The 15,514-nt window shown below is 46.9% G+C and carries 14 protein-coding genes and 1 pseudogene; 5 read left to right on the forward strand and 10 right to left on the reverse strand.

What is annotated here, in order from left to right:
• Positions 1-131: 131 nt before the first annotated feature.
• The 4 genes from ACOMG9_RS12810 to hppD form a co-directional block, all read right to left on the reverse strand.
• A complete protein-coding gene (locus ACOMG9_RS12810) occupies positions 132-989 on the reverse strand; it encodes a DUF4892 domain-containing protein (protein ID WP_422138076.1) in 858 nt (285 codons plus the stop codon).
• 76 nt (positions 990-1,065) lie between these two features.
• Positions 1,066-1,914 carry an alpha/beta hydrolase gene (locus ACOMG9_RS12815; protein WP_448217188.1) on the reverse strand — a complete coding sequence of 283 codons (849 nt, stop codon included), beginning with the start codon at positions 1,912-1,914 and terminating at the stop codon, positions 1,066-1,068.
• A 200-nt stretch (positions 1,915-2,114) separates the two neighbouring features.
• Positions 2,115-3,032: a phenylalanine 4-monooxygenase gene (gene phhA, locus ACOMG9_RS12820; protein ID WP_494530330.1), complete on the reverse strand. Its 918-nt coding sequence runs from the start codon at positions 3,030-3,032 to the stop codon at positions 2,115-2,117.
• Positions 3,010-4,098 (reverse strand): 4-hydroxyphenylpyruvate dioxygenase, encoded by a 1,089-nt coding sequence (hppD, locus tag ACOMG9_RS12825; RefSeq protein WP_448217190.1) that lies wholly within the window; start codon positions 4,096-4,098, stop codon positions 3,010-3,012. Before hppD ends, phhA begins: the two co-directional genes overlap by 23 nt.
• 307 nt (positions 4,099-4,405) lie before the next feature.
• On the opposite strand from hppD, the gene ACOMG9_RS12830 reads away from it, so the two are divergent.
• Positions 4,406-4,873 carry an Lrp/AsnC family transcriptional regulator gene (locus ACOMG9_RS12830; RefSeq protein ID WP_317146321.1) on the forward strand — a complete coding sequence of 156 codons (468 nt, stop codon included), beginning with the start codon at positions 4,406-4,408 and terminating at the stop codon, positions 4,871-4,873.
• A gap of 7 nt (positions 4,874-4,880) precedes the next feature.
• Here ACOMG9_RS12830 and ACOMG9_RS12835 read toward each other — a convergent pair whose 3' ends face one another.
• The 4 genes from ACOMG9_RS12835 to ACOMG9_RS12850 all read right to left on the reverse strand — a co-directional run bounded on the left by ACOMG9_RS12835 (position 4,881) and on the right by ACOMG9_RS12850 (position 7,825).
• Positions 4,881-6,362, reverse strand: a complete 1,482-nt coding sequence (locus tag ACOMG9_RS12835) for a hypothetical protein (RefSeq protein WP_494530331.1) — start codon at positions 6,360-6,362, stop codon at positions 4,881-4,883.
• Positions 6,363-6,870: 508 nt separating this feature from the next.
• A complete protein-coding gene (locus tag ACOMG9_RS12840; protein ID WP_494530332.1) occupies positions 6,871-7,155 on the reverse strand; it encodes a type II toxin-antitoxin system RelE/ParE family toxin in 285 nt (94 codons plus the stop codon).
• Complete coding sequence (locus ACOMG9_RS12845) at positions 7,148-7,438, reverse strand: type II toxin-antitoxin system RelB/DinJ family antitoxin (RefSeq protein ID WP_448217193.1); 291 nt, start codon at positions 7,436-7,438, stop codon at positions 7,148-7,150. The genes ACOMG9_RS12840 and ACOMG9_RS12845 overlap by 8 nt, the downstream gene beginning before the upstream one ends.
• Positions 7,439-7,633: 195 nt before the next feature.
• Positions 7,634-7,825, reverse strand: a complete 192-nt coding sequence (locus tag ACOMG9_RS12850; protein WP_448217194.1) for a hypothetical protein — start codon at positions 7,823-7,825, stop codon at positions 7,634-7,636.
• A gap of 206 nt (positions 7,826-8,031) precedes the next feature.
• Between ACOMG9_RS12850 and ACOMG9_RS12855 the strand changes: the two genes are divergently transcribed.
• From ACOMG9_RS12855 to ACOMG9_RS12870, 4 genes are all read left to right on the forward strand, one after another.
• The gene (locus tag ACOMG9_RS12855; RefSeq protein WP_448217195.1) at positions 8,032-8,589 is read left to right on the forward strand and encodes a hypothetical protein; all 558 of its coding nucleotides are present in this window, start codon (positions 8,032-8,034) and stop codon (positions 8,587-8,589) included.
• Between the two features lie 168 nt (positions 8,590-8,757).
• Positions 8,758-10,944, forward strand: coding sequence for a BAR domain-containing protein (locus ACOMG9_RS12860; protein WP_448217196.1), 2,187 nt, complete (start codon positions 8,758-8,760; stop codon positions 10,942-10,944).
• A 13-nt stretch (positions 10,945-10,957) separates the two neighbouring features.
• Entirely contained in the window at positions 10,958-11,227 is a 270-nt protein-coding gene (locus tag ACOMG9_RS12865; RefSeq protein WP_448217197.1) for a hypothetical protein, read from the forward strand.
• 127 nt (positions 11,228-11,354) lie between these two features.
• A complete protein-coding gene (locus ACOMG9_RS12870) occupies positions 11,355-12,275 on the forward strand; it encodes a hypothetical protein (RefSeq protein WP_448217198.1) in 921 nt (306 codons plus the stop codon).
• A gap of 222 nt (positions 12,276-12,497) precedes the next feature.
• Here ACOMG9_RS12870 and ACOMG9_RS12875 read toward each other — a convergent pair whose 3' ends face one another.
• A complete protein-coding gene (locus ACOMG9_RS12875) occupies positions 12,498-14,405 on the reverse strand; it encodes a SurA N-terminal domain-containing protein (RefSeq protein WP_448217199.1) in 1,908 nt (635 codons plus the stop codon).
• 338 nt (positions 14,406-14,743) lie between these two features.
• Positions 14,744-15,022 (reverse strand): annotated as a pseudogene (locus ACOMG9_RS12880) (HU family DNA-binding protein); the annotation flags it as partial.
• Between the last annotated feature and the right edge of the window lie 492 nt (positions 15,023-15,514).

A 15,514-nucleotide genomic window follows, 5' to 3' on the forward strand; every position in this document is an offset into this window, starting at 1 on the left:
ATGGAGATTTTAGCCTTAAGACAAGGCGTTGAGAGGAGCTATAGCCTTAGCTATGGCGACGATCGCCAACGCGGGATTAAGGCTCAAATCTTCAGCGCGATAGGGATTTAGAAAGTTCGACTGGTATTACTCTATTGAAGCAACTGCCAATGCATCATTGCCTCTTCCTGATCTCCAACAATCCACTGAATCCGGAAACGACTGGAGCCAATAGCGTCTTCCCTCAGTCTGGATTGAAGGAGGCTTTTGAATTGTTGCAACCGCCTGCTGAGACTGTCCACCTCAGAGACTCTTTCAGCCGAAGCTGACTCGACCGTAATCAATAAGGCTCTGGTCTGGTTTTCAAAAGCCTTAAGCAGAGACTTGTAGGCTTCTGAACGGGCCAGGGTAGATGAACTGGTCGGCAAGGTGGTCATGACAACCTGGTTATTCCTCACTACTTTTGTTTTGCCTGCAGTGAAGATATCGACCAGGGCGTACTCTCTTTTGTCGCCTCTGCGAACCGTATAGGTCAGATAATAAACGGTCTTGCCATCGACTTGCTTTTCACCCAGAAAATAGGCTTGAGTCTTATCAAGTCCATACAAACGAGCTACATCAAAAACATTATTCGCCCAGAAATTACTGGCCCCACAGCTGAAACGTTCGCAGCTGTATACAGAGGTGACACCCAGTTTTTCAAACTGATCGGTAAAAAATCGATAGGCTTCGTCACTGCTTTTACCACTGGGCAGCTGGTAGAGTTTTCGATTGAGAGAGCCATCGAGCCACTGCTCTGAATCGGCAGTCACGACACCATTCACCTTTTTCATTGGGCTACTGATGACCGGATAGCTGGTCACCTGCTGTTCGAATTCAAGGTTGAGAGTGGCATTGGGAAACGGGACTATTTCATCAGCAATTAGAGTAGCAGAGGCAATAAGGCCACCTGCCAATGTTAAAGTAAGTGTTCGTCTTAACAAAGAATGAAAAATGGCTATGATTTGCATTTCAATCCCGACCAATGAAGTACCGCTTTTTTATCGGATATAAGTACCTTTCAGGTGCCTGGCCCGCCAGACAGAGTCAAGAACTCATAACAGTGTTCACTATGGTGGCTACAGAATCCGTCTCCCCGTCCATATGAAAGTGGTGGGAGCCTGGCATCGGATAAAACCGGACATTATCAAGACGTTCACGGTATGGCTCAATCAAAGCATCAACATAACCTTCTTTTGCGTAAAGCATGTGTGCATCACAGCTCATCTGTTCTGCAAAGGCCAGAGCCTGATCTTCTGTAAAACGAGTGGGAGAAGGCAACTTCAGACGTGGATCGGTTCGCCAGGTCCAGGCATCACCGTCCTGAAATAACGCTCGCTCCACCAGCAATGCGGAAGAGTCCCGCGATACTGGAAATTGTCCCAGACAACGTACGCGAATAGCATGCTCCAAAGAGCGGTAACGGTTTACTGGCTTGCCTTTTCGAAAGGTTTTTCGTTCCTGAATATAGGCCGCCAGGGCACTGGGAGTATCTTCAGGTTTTCTGGGCATGGGAAAAAGCCCATCCAGCAAAACCGCTTTCTCAATCCGATTCCCCAGAATGGCTGAAGCCATCACCGAAACAATGGCTCCCATTGAGTGTCCGATTAAACTGAAAGATTCCAGCTCCAGACTATCAGCGATCCCAACCAGATCTTCGACATAGTGCCAAATGGAATAATCCAATTCATCCGGTCGATGAGAGGAACGTCCGTGACCGGCCTGATCAATAGCAATCAAACGCACATTTTTCAGAAAGGGAGCAAGGGGAGCAAAACTGGCGGCATTGTCCAGCCAACCATGCAGGGCAATCAGCGGCTTTCCGTCCGGGTCGCCCCATTCCTGACCAGAGAAGTTCATCCGCCCAATACTGATTTCAATGTCTCTAGGCTCCATAGCTCTCTCTTGTCAGCCTCTTTATCTTCCACGACAGTGTGTCATTGTTTTCGCCATATACTATGGCCAGGAGCCTGTCGGTCTCATCACAAAAGTTTTCAAGCAGTTCTATCCATTCACCAAACAGCCCCGCAAGAATGCCGAAAAATTATCAGGATATTAAAGGTAAAGCAACCACACCCGAACCAGAGACAAGAGGCTCAAGCACTCTTGGGGGCGAATTTTGAGGTTAATAGTCCCCGTTTCATGGCTTCATGCACTTTTGCCATCAGATCCATTTCTGTCAGACTGTGCAACTCTGAAAGGGACTGGATAATAAAGTAGACCGGTTGAAGAATATCGATCCGGTAGGGAGTTCTCAAAGCCGTCATCAAATCAAAGGACAGACGCTCAGGATCCTCACTTTCGATAGCGTAGACCGTTTCCCTGAAGCTGGAGAGAATACCTCCTCCATATATTCTCAACCCTTCATCTGTCATGACCAGGCCAAACTCCACGGTCAACCAGTACAGCCTTGCCAGATAAACTCTTTCTTCTTTGCTTGCTCTGAGTCCCAACTGACCATAGGTTTCAGTAAATTTCGCAAAATCGGGGTTCGTCAATAAAGGACAGTGTCCAAATATTTCATGGAAGATATCCGGTTCCTCAAGATAATCCAGCTCTTCACGGGTGCGGATAAAAGTAGCCACCGGAAAACGACGATTGGCCAATAATTCAAAGAAACGGTCAAAGGAGATAAGAGCTGGAACTCTGGCCACCGACCAACCGGTGCATTCAAGCAGCTTCTCACTGATGTCATTGAGCTGAGGGATTTGCTCAGCAGAAAGACCAAGAATCCCCAGCCCCCTGATATACTCGGGACAGGCTCTCTTTTCGACCGCCCTGATCTGACGTTCATAGAGTATTCGCCAGGTTTCATGCTCTTCGGCGGGATACTCGATAAAACCCTTTTCATCAGGCTTTCGGGCTGTATACTGTGTGGGCTTCTTCAATCTGAAATTCCTTTTGCTGTGAAAAAAGCAATCGCCATAGCCATTTTCACAGCCTGGAGGCTGTCCGAAAACAGACAGCCTGATCTGAGAGATGCAAGAAAAGTCATTCTTCCTGCAAAACACCACGACGAATCTGATCCCTCTCCATGCTTTCGAACAGAGCCTTAAAGTTACCCTCTCCGAAGCCTTCGTCGCCCTTACGCTGGATGATCTCAAAAAAGATCGGTCCGATGGCGGTTTCGGTAAAGATTTGTAGCAGCAAACCGCCGTCTGAAGTGGGAGCACCATCCATCAGAATAGCTCTGGTTTTCAGGTCTTCAACCACTTCGCCGTGCCATGGCAGACGCTCACCCAGCATTTCGTAGTAAGTATCCGGTGGCGGCGACATAAACTTAACCCCCAAACCCCTCATTCTGTCTACCGCTTCATAAATATTTCCGGCTGTCAGGGCAATATGTTGAATACCCTCGCCCTTGTATTGCTCAAGATATTCTTCTATCTGGCTTTTATCATCAGAAGATTCATTGATGGGAATTCTGACCTTGCCGCAGGGGCTGGTCATGGCCCTGGACTTGAGCCCCGTCAGCTTGCCCTCAATATCAAAGTAGCGAATCTCGCGGAAATTAAAAAGCCTTTCATAAAAACCAGCCCAGTGATCCATGTTGCCACGTGCCACGTTGTGGGTCAGATGATCCAGTATTTCCAGACCGACTTCAGGTTTTTCTGTCTGATCCTGAACAAACTCAAAATCGCTGTCATAAATGGTGCCTGCCGACCCATAACGCTCAACCAGGTAAAGCAAAGCGCCGCCAACACCAACAATGCAGGGGATTTCACGACCATCGACCGAATATTCAGATTCGCCCTGCTCTGCACCCAGACTCAGCGCTCGCTCCAGTGCATACTCAGCGTCTGCCACACGGATACCAAAAGAACAGGCACAGGGACCATGTTTTTCATAGAAACGACGACCAAAACTGCTGGCATCACCATTTACCAGAAAATGGATATCGCCTTGCTTGTAAAGAGCAATATCCCTGGTTTTATGATGAGCAGATGCATGAAAACCGAGGCTTGCGAAAAACTCATGAAGCGCAGCGGGCTGCGCAGAGGCAAACTCTACGAACTCAAAGCCGTCTGTCCCCATGGGATTGATATCAGAAACCTCTGCAGAATGGCCAATACCTTTCATAAATTATCCTCATTTTATGGACGAATTCGGGCAAACTATCCCTTTAAAGTCCGCTATTCTATCTATCGGCCAGCCTTGGCAAATCAGACGTTTATTAGCTTCTTGTTAGTTCAGCTCAAGACTGCCAATAATCTGAGAGGTGTTCAGGGAGAAGAACTCACCAACCGTAACCAAGCGGCATTGGCCATTGAAAGAGCTGCATTTCCTTAGTAAATACAGTATAAAAGGGTGGTCATGCAAAATGGTTGCGACATAAAAAGCAATAAAACAACATCATGCAATTTGATTGCATATCAGGGCCTTGTTCATGATGACTGAATCTCTGGATAAGTACGACGTGAGTCTTCTGGATAGTCTGCAGAAGGAAGATGGAGTCTCTCTGGCAGACCTGGCTAACAAGGTGAACCTGTCCAGCTCTCAATGCTCCAGACGCATTAGCCGCCTGAAAAAGCTGGGCTACATCAGGAAGCAGGTGGCACAACTAAACCCCGAAGCCCTGGGTCTGGATGTCTCGGCTTTTGTTACTGTGACACTGGAAACCCATGGCAAACACTCTGCCGAAAGTTTCCAGACCTCCATCTTGCATATGGATCAGATACTGGAGTGCCACTCGATAACCGGTGATGGAGATTATCTGTTAAAAGTCATGGCACCCAACAGTCAGGCTCTGAATGAATTTATCATGAAAGAGCTTCTGACCTTGCCCGGCGTCAGTCATGTCAAGACGGCCCTGGCCCTGGCCTCGGTTAAATCCACTACGGCGCTGCCTTTGTGAAACAAACTTACTGACGCACTGCTCTCCAGAGTTCCACCAGAGTTTGCGGAACCAGCCCAAGCTCCTTGCTGTTTCCAGCCGCTAACCATTTGTCCATGTGTGTGAAGACATAATAATGGCCGGCCAAGCCCCAGTGGGCTTCTTGAAGCTCAGTCTTGGCATTCATCATTAGCGATAACAGCTTCATTAAATCATCACGCCCATCACCAATAGCATGATTGTGATGCCCGATTTCAAGAATATCGAAATAAGTGGAGTCACTGATGTTAACAGACTTCCCCTCAAAAAAAGGCTTATATTTGAACAGTCCCCTCAATAAGAATGCCAGGTCTTTATTCCAGTCCGTTGTCCTGGATAACCGATCCATGGCTTCTAAATAGTGCGCCAGGAAAAAAGCATTCCCGGGAGATGATGGAGAACCCGTTTGTAATTCCTGTCCCAGTTGCGTCAATGAATTATAGAGTTCATAGCTGTGCTGCTTAATGTCATTGGACAGTGTCGATAACAGTATGATGTAGCTCATACCGTGCCAGGCAGACATAGCCGGGCCCGCATAACAGTGGTCAGCTGTCAGAGACGGCTCGATGAGTTTTGGGTGGTAAAGTGTCACCGGGTGCAGGCCATTTTTGCGAAGCTTATAGAGCGCTTTTATATCAGGCGCGCCGAGAAAAAGAACAGGTTTTTCCGGTGATTGTCCGAAGGTCTCATGATAGAAATGTAATCGATTATGCTCGGCAATATCAGCCCAGACTTTTGCCATGATGGGTATCTGCACCAGGTTTTTTTCTCGATCATAGATAAACGGCTCTGAATTTATGTCCAAAATTCGAAGCCAGGTTAAAACCGCTGCCGCTTTTTCAGAAGCCGCATGAGGGCAACGGTCAACACGCGTTGCTGATTTGAGGAAAGCTTTCCGATAGCGCTCATCAAGGTTAACCTGGACACCCTGAAAAGAGCCATCACTAACAGAATCAAGCCTGCTTATTGATGCAGAACCAAACTGAGCAGCTGGAAGCAACTGGGTGATCCAGGCATTCAAAAGGTTGTCAGTAGTGAGTTGACCGGCAAGGTGAATATGAATGTAGACCAGAAGGTCGAACATTTTTTCCAGCACTGCGTCATCATTTTTGACTTTAGAATTTTCAGTGCCAGAGGCCGGTAATATAAAGTCATTATTGCTGATTTTCTCTACCAGCTGTTCCGCTTCCACCTTTAAAGATTCATCATCAATGATGTCATCACGAAAAACCTTCCAGTCCGAGGCAGGAACATGACAGAACAGGTAATATCTTTGATTATGCTTCAGCCGACTGAGGTAGTCCGGCTCCTGATTGAGACAGCTTGCAGGTTCAACCACCTCATCAGATAAGATCTCCAGACTCAGACCTGACAGAGGCAGTATCAGTGCCGTTAAAGTAAGAATACATCCAGACAGGAAATAATTTTTTTCAAATCGCCACGATAGTCTTGTCATCACATTTACTGACATGGATTGCTCCTCTATACCTTAGGCATTTCATAGAATGTAGTGCATTAGAAAAATGCTGGGACACATAGGGCCTGAAAACATGGGGACCAGAGTTTTGCGATACCTCAAATGGGCAGGGATATAGATGGAGGACTAACACCCTCCCCGTCACCCTCAGAAGAAACCATTCTTACCGGAGGTGAAGGCGGTTACAGCTTTGACGACAACTAGCAGCAAAAAAAACGGCTGCCCTGGATTCTTTTCCAGACCAGTGACACTAGAGCCTGATGGCACTTCCCGCCCTGTGACTGCCTGAAAGACTGAGGGATTTTATTCCCGGAACCCGGCTTTATTACGACTTGCTAGAACAGCATGGGTATAGCGAAGAAATCAATATCATCCTGCGCACTGATGGCCATAAACCCATCATTCAATCATCTTGGCAATGGACGCCTTCGACAACGCCATATCGATCTCGCTGTCAGAGGTCTGGAGCCGGAACGAAAACGTACGCTAACGGTCATAACCCCTATTTCGACAGTGGCCATTGCTGTGCGGCATGCAAAATGCGAAGTATCCGTATGGTGGTTTCACTTACCTTGTTCACAATGATGTAGTTTCCCCAAGCCACTAACTCCCTTGTACCTTCAACCCGGCCTACCCTGCCAATTTTGGGAAAATCCATAAGCTTTTCAGCTTTGGCCTGAATGTCGTCCTTGAGTCGAAGGGCCGCCTCTGGGTTATCATCGGAGATGTAATCAACAATGGTCAAAAGGTCGTTACGAGCAGGGCCCAACCACTCCAATTTATGCACGTTGTTTTTTCCTTTCGATCAAGGCTTGGGCTTCATCCATAACCTGGTTATGGGATAAAACATCTTCAGAGTTCAAGGCTTCCTTAACCCGCTCCCGGAACCAGGCATCATGCGCTTCAGGGTCACTGGTGAGGCCGACGGGCAGGCCACCTTCTTTGGTTATCCGGGTTAGCAGGATCCGAACCGCATCAGACAGGGTTAAGCCGAAGTTGGCCAGCTTTTCGGTCGCTTCTGTTTTTAAAGCAGAATCTACATGGACGTGCAACATTGATGTATGAGCCATAACAAATATCCTTTTTAAGTAATGTTTATTTAGCATGTCTCTCATTTGAGAGACGGTCAAGTATTGGGAGCTTCACTATTCCTTTTCTCCTTCGGGCCACGTATTTTACGACTCGTTCCCACGCTCTGAGGGTGTCACAAAACTCTCTCCAGCATGGGAACGAGTTGACTCTCGTCATTCCCGACTTCATTCTCGTCATTCCCGCGAAGGCGGGAATCCACACTGACTCACCACCAGAACCATACTGCCCGGTGCCCCCCTGGCCTTGTCATCCCCGAGAAGGCAGAGATCCACCGTTGGCGCTGGATTCCCGCCTTCGCAGGAATATAGAGCACTCTGGCAATGGCGGTTTCCACCAGTGTGTACAGAATCGCACTGCTGTGACATGAGAAAATTGTACCCGGAATATACTGCGCTTTGTGTACATTGCACTTTTCGAAGAAATGGGCGCAATACCTTGATGGAGATGACAAATGGAACTATAAATTTGGCAGTTTTTTCCGCTTTATTCAGGCTCTTTTCCGCTTAACAATTGGGACATGACAAATAGCCTGTGTCTCTCTTGATGATTTCAACCCGTCCGGAGAACGGTTATGCAAGAGTACGAAGAAATGATGGGAGAGCTGATCGAGCTTGGCATCAATGCCAACCCCGTAGCACCTTTTTCCTGCTGCATCCTGGACCCCTGCGGCCAGATTCTGGTGACTGCCGCTTATGCCCGGCATATCAGTCCCCTGTTCAGCGCTGAAGGTCTGGCCCTTCATGCATTGGCACAGAACTATCATGTCCGCCGGGATCAGGAGCTGATTCTGCTGACCAATACCGAGCCGGACTGCGCAGCCATGTCGACGATTCTCTGGTGCAATATGCACGATATCAACATTGCCAGAATCGCCTACGGCGCTTCAAGAATCAGCCTCAAAGAACTCTGGGATTGCTCTTTCGGATTCGAAGCCGTCGAAATTCTCGACCGGGCAGGAAAAGACAACAAATACCGGCCTGAGTTGATTGGCCCAATTCTCGAAGATGACTGCCTTGAAGCCTTTAAAGATGCCAGGGCCTTGTCTGATCAGGGTGATCGCCCGGTATTATCACTGGATCTGCACGACTTTTGGATACCAGGTGACTGGATGCTCGAACTGGAAAACTAATTCTCAATCGGTGTACCAATTCCGACCGGAGAGGGAGCGTCCCCCAATAATTGACAAGGGTTTGGCGCACACGAAACTGGCTTAACAACTCATGTTTCTCTGGCTTTTTATGATAGGTTAAAGTTTACACAGCCCCCCATCAGCCTCTTCATGGAAGATTAAGCCGGTATGCGAATACCCAGTTTTGTCAGCTCAGTCTATCGCTCTCTGCACAGTGGAATTGGCCGTCTCTCCGGTTTCTGGCTGGGTCATAAGGTCAGGAGTCTGCCCACACAAAATACGCTTCCGACAGTTCAGCCCTTTTCTGCAAAAACCTTGGCACACTGGCAAGTGACTGCCAGAGGTCAGGGAGAGGAACTACTGCAGTTGCGCCACAAAAAGCTCTGGCAGCGTGAACTGAATCAATTTGTAGCGTCTCTGGAACAGCACTATTCGGACTTTTATGCAGACAAAAATCAGCTGCGCAGCAAAGTAGCCTTTGTATTAACAAAGCTTGGAATGGCTTCTGGTCAGATTAACTCACTGAAGCCTTCAGGATTCTTCGCATCAAAAGTGAATAACAGAAAGCTGTTCCTGCTTGATCGCTATCTCGCCTGTACAGACCCGGTTGAGTTTGGTCGAATCTGGTTAAACGACGGTGGAAAACTTGATCAGGGGTTTGTGTTTCACTGTGTTTATCCTGCCAGAACAGAAGAAGCACCACTTTTTACCAACAATGAGCTCAGCCAGATGGGCTTTATCCATCGGGAAGAAGACAACAGTTACACACTGGTTTCAGTCGATATCACGCTCGACCATATTGAACTGATGGAACGAACCCGCAGGTCCCGACCGGTTAAGGCGCTGGTGTCTGAACAAACAGGCCTGATGACATTACAAAAGCTGGAACACTTCTGTCAGTCCCTGTCGCAACAGGTCGATGAACCTTTGAAGAGTCAGCTTTGTGAACCCTTGGATGAAAACCATTTGATTAACCTGACTCTCCTACCCGGAATTCAGTACTTTGATGGACTAGAGCAGTCCATCAAGCGTTTTGTAAAAGCATTTCAGGCCGGAAAGACCCTTGAGCAGCAACTGCAAGCCGCAGAAACTTCAAATCCCATTCAGCCGGACTTGATAGAGTGCCTTGTGTCGTGGAGTTCAGCCTCCCTGGATGAAAGCACTAAAAAGATGCTGGCAGCAATGTTGTCCGATATTCAACAACAGCAGTTGACTCAGGAGAGACTTAATCATTACATCATGGGACTGCTGATTCAGGCCCCCGAGCAAATGAGCATGCAGAGCCAGCTTTTTACCCTTATCGCCCGGCACCTGACAAATGATCAACCTATCCATGGAATTCAGAACACTCCCTGGCAACAAACATTTCATCAGGATATGACTTTTATTGTACAGAGGGTTGAACGATTCAATAATTCTGATAGAAATTTAAGAAATTTCTACGTTGCAGACATTCCCACATTGCTGGTCCAAGTGGCTTCAGGAACGGAAATTTTTTCCTACGACAAAGGTCTATCACACCTGTTTGCTCTCGTTGAGGAAATACACGATGCCTGTTCAGTACCCAGTGTTTCTTCTGACACCCGCCAAATGATCGGGGAGCCTTCAGAAAAATGGCTGAGCCATATCACAGGCGAATTAACAAAAAGATTACCCGTGGCGTTAAAGTATGGTCTTAACCATGACATGCCTGTTTCCCCGGAATTTCTGGGCATAAAAGAAAACATGACGAAAGAGTGGCAAGTCATTCTGAACAGTATTAACGATTCCAACGAAATGCTGAGCCAATTTGAAAAGGACCGCGTGCGAACAGACTATCAGTTCAAGGTAGCTACTGGCAGCATAAAGCGAAGAAAGGATCAAACTTTTTCTCGTATCGGACATACGCTGGAAGTCACTCAACTGATGCGTTTTCTTGGCGACATACGTGCTGCCAGGACTCTGTCAAAACTTTTGACCCAGACTTTTGCTGCTTACCAGACCAAACTTGAGACTTATCGACTGTTTAAGGTGACCCCCTTTCTGTTGAATCCTATGGGCAGGGACGCTGACGATAACCACCAGATAACCGTCACACAACTGGCAAACGGTGACCTTGCCGTTGATTACACAATGATCGCCAGCAAACCACCCTATTCACTGGGAGCAAAAGGTGCCGGGATTATGGGACTGGAAACATATCAAATTTCCGGCAGATCCATTGTTTCCATGAAAGATCTGAAACGGGATGTCGTTGCAGCAACAGAACCAGAAGTTACAGTGAAACTGAGCACCAAAAACGGTCAAATAGAATGGTATGTTGATGAAAATACTCAACTGGTTCAGATCCCCTGCCCTCATTTACCGCCGGAATAATAAGCATTTATTAATGGGAATTCAGGTATTTACAATACCTGCTGTGACGCTCTCCGCCTTGTCAAGGGCGGTTTCTGACTTCACAGGCTACAGCCAGCCTATAGCGTCTGGACTTATAAAGAAGCCTTCATCAGCAGTAATCGGGTGCCTCTCGGTTGTTTTTTACGGCAAACGGCAGGTGACGTCGGAACCACCGCTTGGTCATAGGCAGGAAATCAGACCGACCGAACTTACCCTGAAAAACCAGAAAAAGTCAGTAACTGAATATCTGAAACAGGATTAAATGGAATATTAAAGTGAGTCTCTTGGAGATAGCAGCCTTTGAGATGTTTTTTCTACAGACTCGTTACGTGACAAAAGACAAAAACGACTCTACCTTAAATGAAATTTCTAATGCATAGGTTGAGTCCATGAAAACAACCTCTCACTCTACGATAAAGCTGTTTTATATAATATCGTTTCTCTTGGCTTTAGCCTCTTCCGAGCGTTCTTATTCATTTGAATTTAACTATAGATATTCAACTTCTGAATATAGATATTCAACTTCTGAAACAGGGGCACAACTTACCGTTGTAAGTAATGGCGTTCAAACAACATACCATGGCTGGCGAGCAACAATCAGATCAATTCCAACACTGGCAGGTGTTAGTATTTTAATAGGCGGCACTTTTCTTACCATTGGTGCAGCAACAGCAGTCACAGGCATTTCAATTGCAGCCCTTCCTGTAACTATCCTCTATGGCTGTGGTAGAGGATTATCCTTAGCATTACGAGCAACCAGGAATCTAAGATTCCCGCCACCAGGAGCAAATGCTGAATTAGACGTACCATCAGAATTCAGTGTCAATTCATCATTAGTGGTTCCAATCAATGAAGCTATTCGGATGAACGAGGAGGATTTGTCTATCTTGATTGATAATGTAGAGCAGCAAGACACTTACATTAATAGACAGGAAGACATTGCCAAGATTATTAATTATTCAGGAGCATCATCTACAATTTATTCAACATTCGATCAACTTTCCAGACAAACCAAATCAGCTCAAATAAAAAATTATCTTGTATTACTAACAGTAGAAAAAAACTCTAAAGAAAACATACCACGAGGGCTAACCAGGCATGATGTAGATTCAATGCTGTCAAACAGAACATTCCTATATCATGCATCAGAAACTGATTTAATTGAACATAACGAAAGCATTACACATTGCCTGTTGGACAATATCAAGCGTTATTCAATTAATATATCTAAAGAGCAATTCGAAGGCTGCTTTTTATACTTCATGATGAGTGATCATACGGCTAGAATAATTTTTGTACCATTTTCTTAACAAAGTCACCTGGACCAGTTTTGTCTTTTCCGGATGCAATGTCAGACCACAGTCTTTTAAACGTTGTATGACCTGCTCCGACGGAGATTCCGCTTTCTGTTTGGTACGAAAATGGGTAGTCGCCACCATGCGGACCGGAACAGCGCCATACTCGGCCAGAAAAAATAAACCCCAATAAAAACCGGGGTTTATGGCTGCCATTCGGATTGGGCTAACCTGAGATCACTCTTCTTGTTTAGTGATCTTAACCTTTGCGGTTTCCTTCAGGCTCTTGAGGTACTCGGTAAAGAGGTTACGTCCATTACCGTTAGCGATGTAGCTCGCCATCATTCGATTACTGGCGGTATCTGCCTCGAGTGGCTTACCTTCAACTACTTTACTAAGGGCAACAACAGCGATATCACCATTGGACAATTCGACTGAAGCATAGCTCGACTTCCCGTCTTCAGGATGAGGCATTTTGAAAGATTCAATCAGAAGGGGTTGAGGAACGCCCTGCTCTCTTCTGGCAATCGTCTTTGCCTCAGTCCAGTTCAGACCCTCAGATTCAGCTACCTGCTTAACCGTGTCGCCGGCTACCAGTTTCGCCTGCAGAGCTTCTGCCCTCTTGACCAGCTGCTCTCGTGCTTCTTCAATCTTGAGAGCCTGTACAATGCTGTCCTGCACTTCAGCCATAGGACGCAATTCTGGTTTAAGGTGCTTTTTAACTCTAAGAACCATGGCCTTTTCTGGAGACAGCTCAATCAGTTCACTGTTGGCACCCAGTTCAAGCACATCATCACTGAAGGCAGCTGCAATAACTTTAGCGTTTGAAGTTACATCGGTGCTTCCACCCTGGCGAGTAAAAGGACCTGCCGTCTGGATGGTCAGGCCCAGCTGTTCTGCCGGTTGGGCCAGATCAGATGCTTCGAAGCTGATATCCGCCAGCTTACGGGTTTTTTCCAGATAAATGGTTTCGGCTTCCTGAGCCTTAAGCCCGGTAGCAATTTCATCTTTCAGTTCATCAAAGCTCGAAATGACGGGCTTCTCGCGAGAAGTTAATTTGATGATCTGGACTCCAAAGTCAGTTTCAACTGGCCTGGAAACCTGTCCTGGCTCAAGAGAGGCCACCGTTTCATCAAAAGTATCACCAAAGATGCCTGGTTGAACCTGCCCCATATCACCGCCTTTGGCAGAGGTTACGGGATCGTCCGAGTACTCTTCTGCCAGCCTGGCAAAAGCTTCACCCGCCTTCAGCCTGGACTCTACTTCTGCAGCAATTTTACGAGCTTCTTCCAGTGAGCGCTGATCACCGGTCTGAATCAAAATAGTGGACACTGTTTGTGTATCAGCGGCATTCTCTTCGATGTCCTGGAGTCGACGCTGGTATTCATCTTTGACAGCCTGCTCATCGACTTCAAGATCCTCAACCATGGAAGCCCTATCCATTTCTACGAAACTGATCTCAACCTGCTCTGATGTCATGTACTGATCACGGTGGGCTTCGTAGTAGGATTTAACCTGATCTTCAGTCGGTTCAATACTGTCACGAACTTTTGCAACATCCAGTGTCAGCCAGGTTATCTCACGCTTCTGGCTTTCCAGGGCAGTCAGCCTGTTAATCTCTGACTGGGTGACAAACTCGGAACCTGCAACACCGGCCTGAATTTGCTGCAAAACTGTTTCGTCACTCAAAAGCACACGGAACTGAGCTGGAGACATACCCAAACTGCGGACCATCATCATGAAGCGATCCTGGTCGAATTTACCGTCCTGTTGAAATTCAGGCATACGAACGATCATGGCATCCAGTTCTTTCTGACCTAAACCCATACCACCATTTTTGGCTTCCTGCAGCAGCAGACTGCGATCAATCAGAGATTGAAGAACAGACTCCCTGAGTTGTTTTTCATCAATCAGGGATGGATCAAACTGATCACCCATCTGCTGAATAAGCATTCTTCTCTGTTGCTCCAGCGACTGTGTCAACTGGGCACGGGTGATATCTTCACCGTTAACGCTAGCAACGTTAGGATTATTAGGATTCGGCGCCAGTGTTTCCAGGCCGGTAATCGCCATCATAAAAGCAATGATGCCGACAACAACAAATGTTACCCAGCTCTTTGCCTTATCCCTCATTGATTGGAGCATACTAACCTCAGGTTCCGGGCTCGCTTTAGCTTTATATTCATAGAGACACGAACCTGATGTTCGAGCCCTGTTACGATGACATCACTTACCTCTCTGTAAGCTCTTGAGAATGAGCTCTTGAGACGTAGTGTCAGGTGCTGCTGGTATGACCTTTATCCCCTGACCCGTAAAACGGAGTTTCAGAATTTCAGGCTTCACCAACAAAAAAAGCGCATCTTAAGATGCGCCTTTTCGGAAAGCAGCAAAAAATTAACAGCCTTTTTGAAAACAACTGCAGATTCTTGCCACAGTTCCTTTGTGGTTTGTTGAAGTCTCAGGACTTCATCCCAGGCGCGCTATCAGCTGTTAACCGCATCCTTAAGAGCTTTACCAGCCTTGAAGCTAGGGATCTTGGAAGCAGCAATCTCAATAGGCTCACCGGTTTGAGGGTTACGGCCAGTTCGAGCCGCACGCTCTTTAACAGCGAATGTACCAAAACCAACCAGGACGACCTGTTCACCATCTTTAAGTGCATTGGTGACAGAGTTAATCATGGCGTCCAGGGCACGACCAGCGGCAGCCTTGGGAAGGTCAGCAGATGCCGCAATTGCTTCAATCAGCTCGGACTTGTTCACTCTATTCCCCTTCTTTGTACGATGCTTTTATAGCCAAAAATAGCTATAACCAAAAATAGCTTGTTGGTACTGAAGACAGTCTGACTGCCCCAGATACCATACCTGACGGGTGCTTTGCTATGCTGCGTGATTTTAGCTGAAAACTCAAGCGATAGCGCAGGTTACCCGGTAATTTCTGCCGTTTTCTGCCTAATCTGATCGTATGTTCCAATCAAACAGTTAACAACAGCTCCCCGTTTATTACAGAACGGCCACAACGACTTCGAAATACCCTCTGACTTTCCATCTGAAAGAATTGAACAGGGCAAAAAAGCGAAACAGCATCAAACGAGTTGCAGATTGTATCCGAAACGGATAATTCTCAGGCTCCTAAAACCCACAAGAGCCTACTTAACAGCAGACGCTGTTTATACCAATGCCTTATGGGAACTGTCAACAGCGGCAACAACCGCCAATACTGCCTCTGCGCACTAACTCCAAAAAAAAGGCCAGTAC

The sequence above is a fragment of the Endozoicomonas sp. PH6C genome (genome assembly GCF_059322965.1).

What these genes read in the sequence shown, in the direction of transcription:
- ACOMG9_RS12865 (WP_448217197.1), top strand. Translation starts at nt 10,958, where the DNA reads ATGGGAATTCAGGTATTTACAATACCTGCTGTGACGCTCTCCGCCTTG.
- ACOMG9_RS12830 (WP_317146321.1), top strand. Translation starts at nt 4,406, where the DNA reads ATGATGACTGAATCTCTGGATAAGTACGACGTGAGTCTTCTGGATAGT.
- ACOMG9_RS12845 (WP_448217193.1), bottom strand. Translation starts at nt 7,438, where the DNA reads ATGGCTCATACATCAATGTTGCACGTCCATGTAGATTCTGCTTTAAAA.
- ACOMG9_RS12870 (WP_448217198.1), top strand. Translation starts at nt 11,355, where the DNA reads ATGAAAACAACCTCTCACTCTACGATAAAGCTGTTTTATATAATATCG.
- ACOMG9_RS12850 (WP_448217194.1), bottom strand. Translation starts at nt 7,825, where the DNA reads ATGTCACAGCAGTGCGATTCTGTACACACTGGTGGAAACCGCCATTGC.
- ACOMG9_RS12875 (WP_448217199.1), bottom strand. Translation starts at nt 14,405, where the DNA reads ATGCTCCAATCAATGAGGGATAAGGCAAAGAGCTGGGTAACATTTGTT.
- ACOMG9_RS12855 (WP_448217195.1), top strand. Translation starts at nt 8,032, where the DNA reads ATGCAAGAGTACGAAGAAATGATGGGAGAGCTGATCGAGCTTGGCATC.
- hppD (WP_448217190.1), bottom strand. Translation starts at nt 4,098, where the DNA reads ATGAAAGGTATTGGCCATTCTGCAGAGGTTTCTGATATCAATCCCATG.
- ACOMG9_RS12810 (WP_422138076.1), bottom strand. Translation starts at nt 989, where the DNA reads ATGCAAATCATAGCCATTTTTCATTCTTTGTTAAGACGAACACTTACT.
- ACOMG9_RS12815 (WP_448217188.1), bottom strand. Translation starts at nt 1,914, where the DNA reads ATGGAGCCTAGAGACATTGAAATCAGTATTGGGCGGATGAACTTCTCT.
- ACOMG9_RS12860 (WP_448217196.1), top strand. Translation starts at nt 8,758, where the DNA reads ATGCGAATACCCAGTTTTGTCAGCTCAGTCTATCGCTCTCTGCACAGT.
- ACOMG9_RS12835 (WP_494530331.1), bottom strand. Translation starts at nt 6,362, where the DNA reads ATGTCAGTAAATGTGATGACAAGACTATCGTGGCGATTTGAAAAAAAT.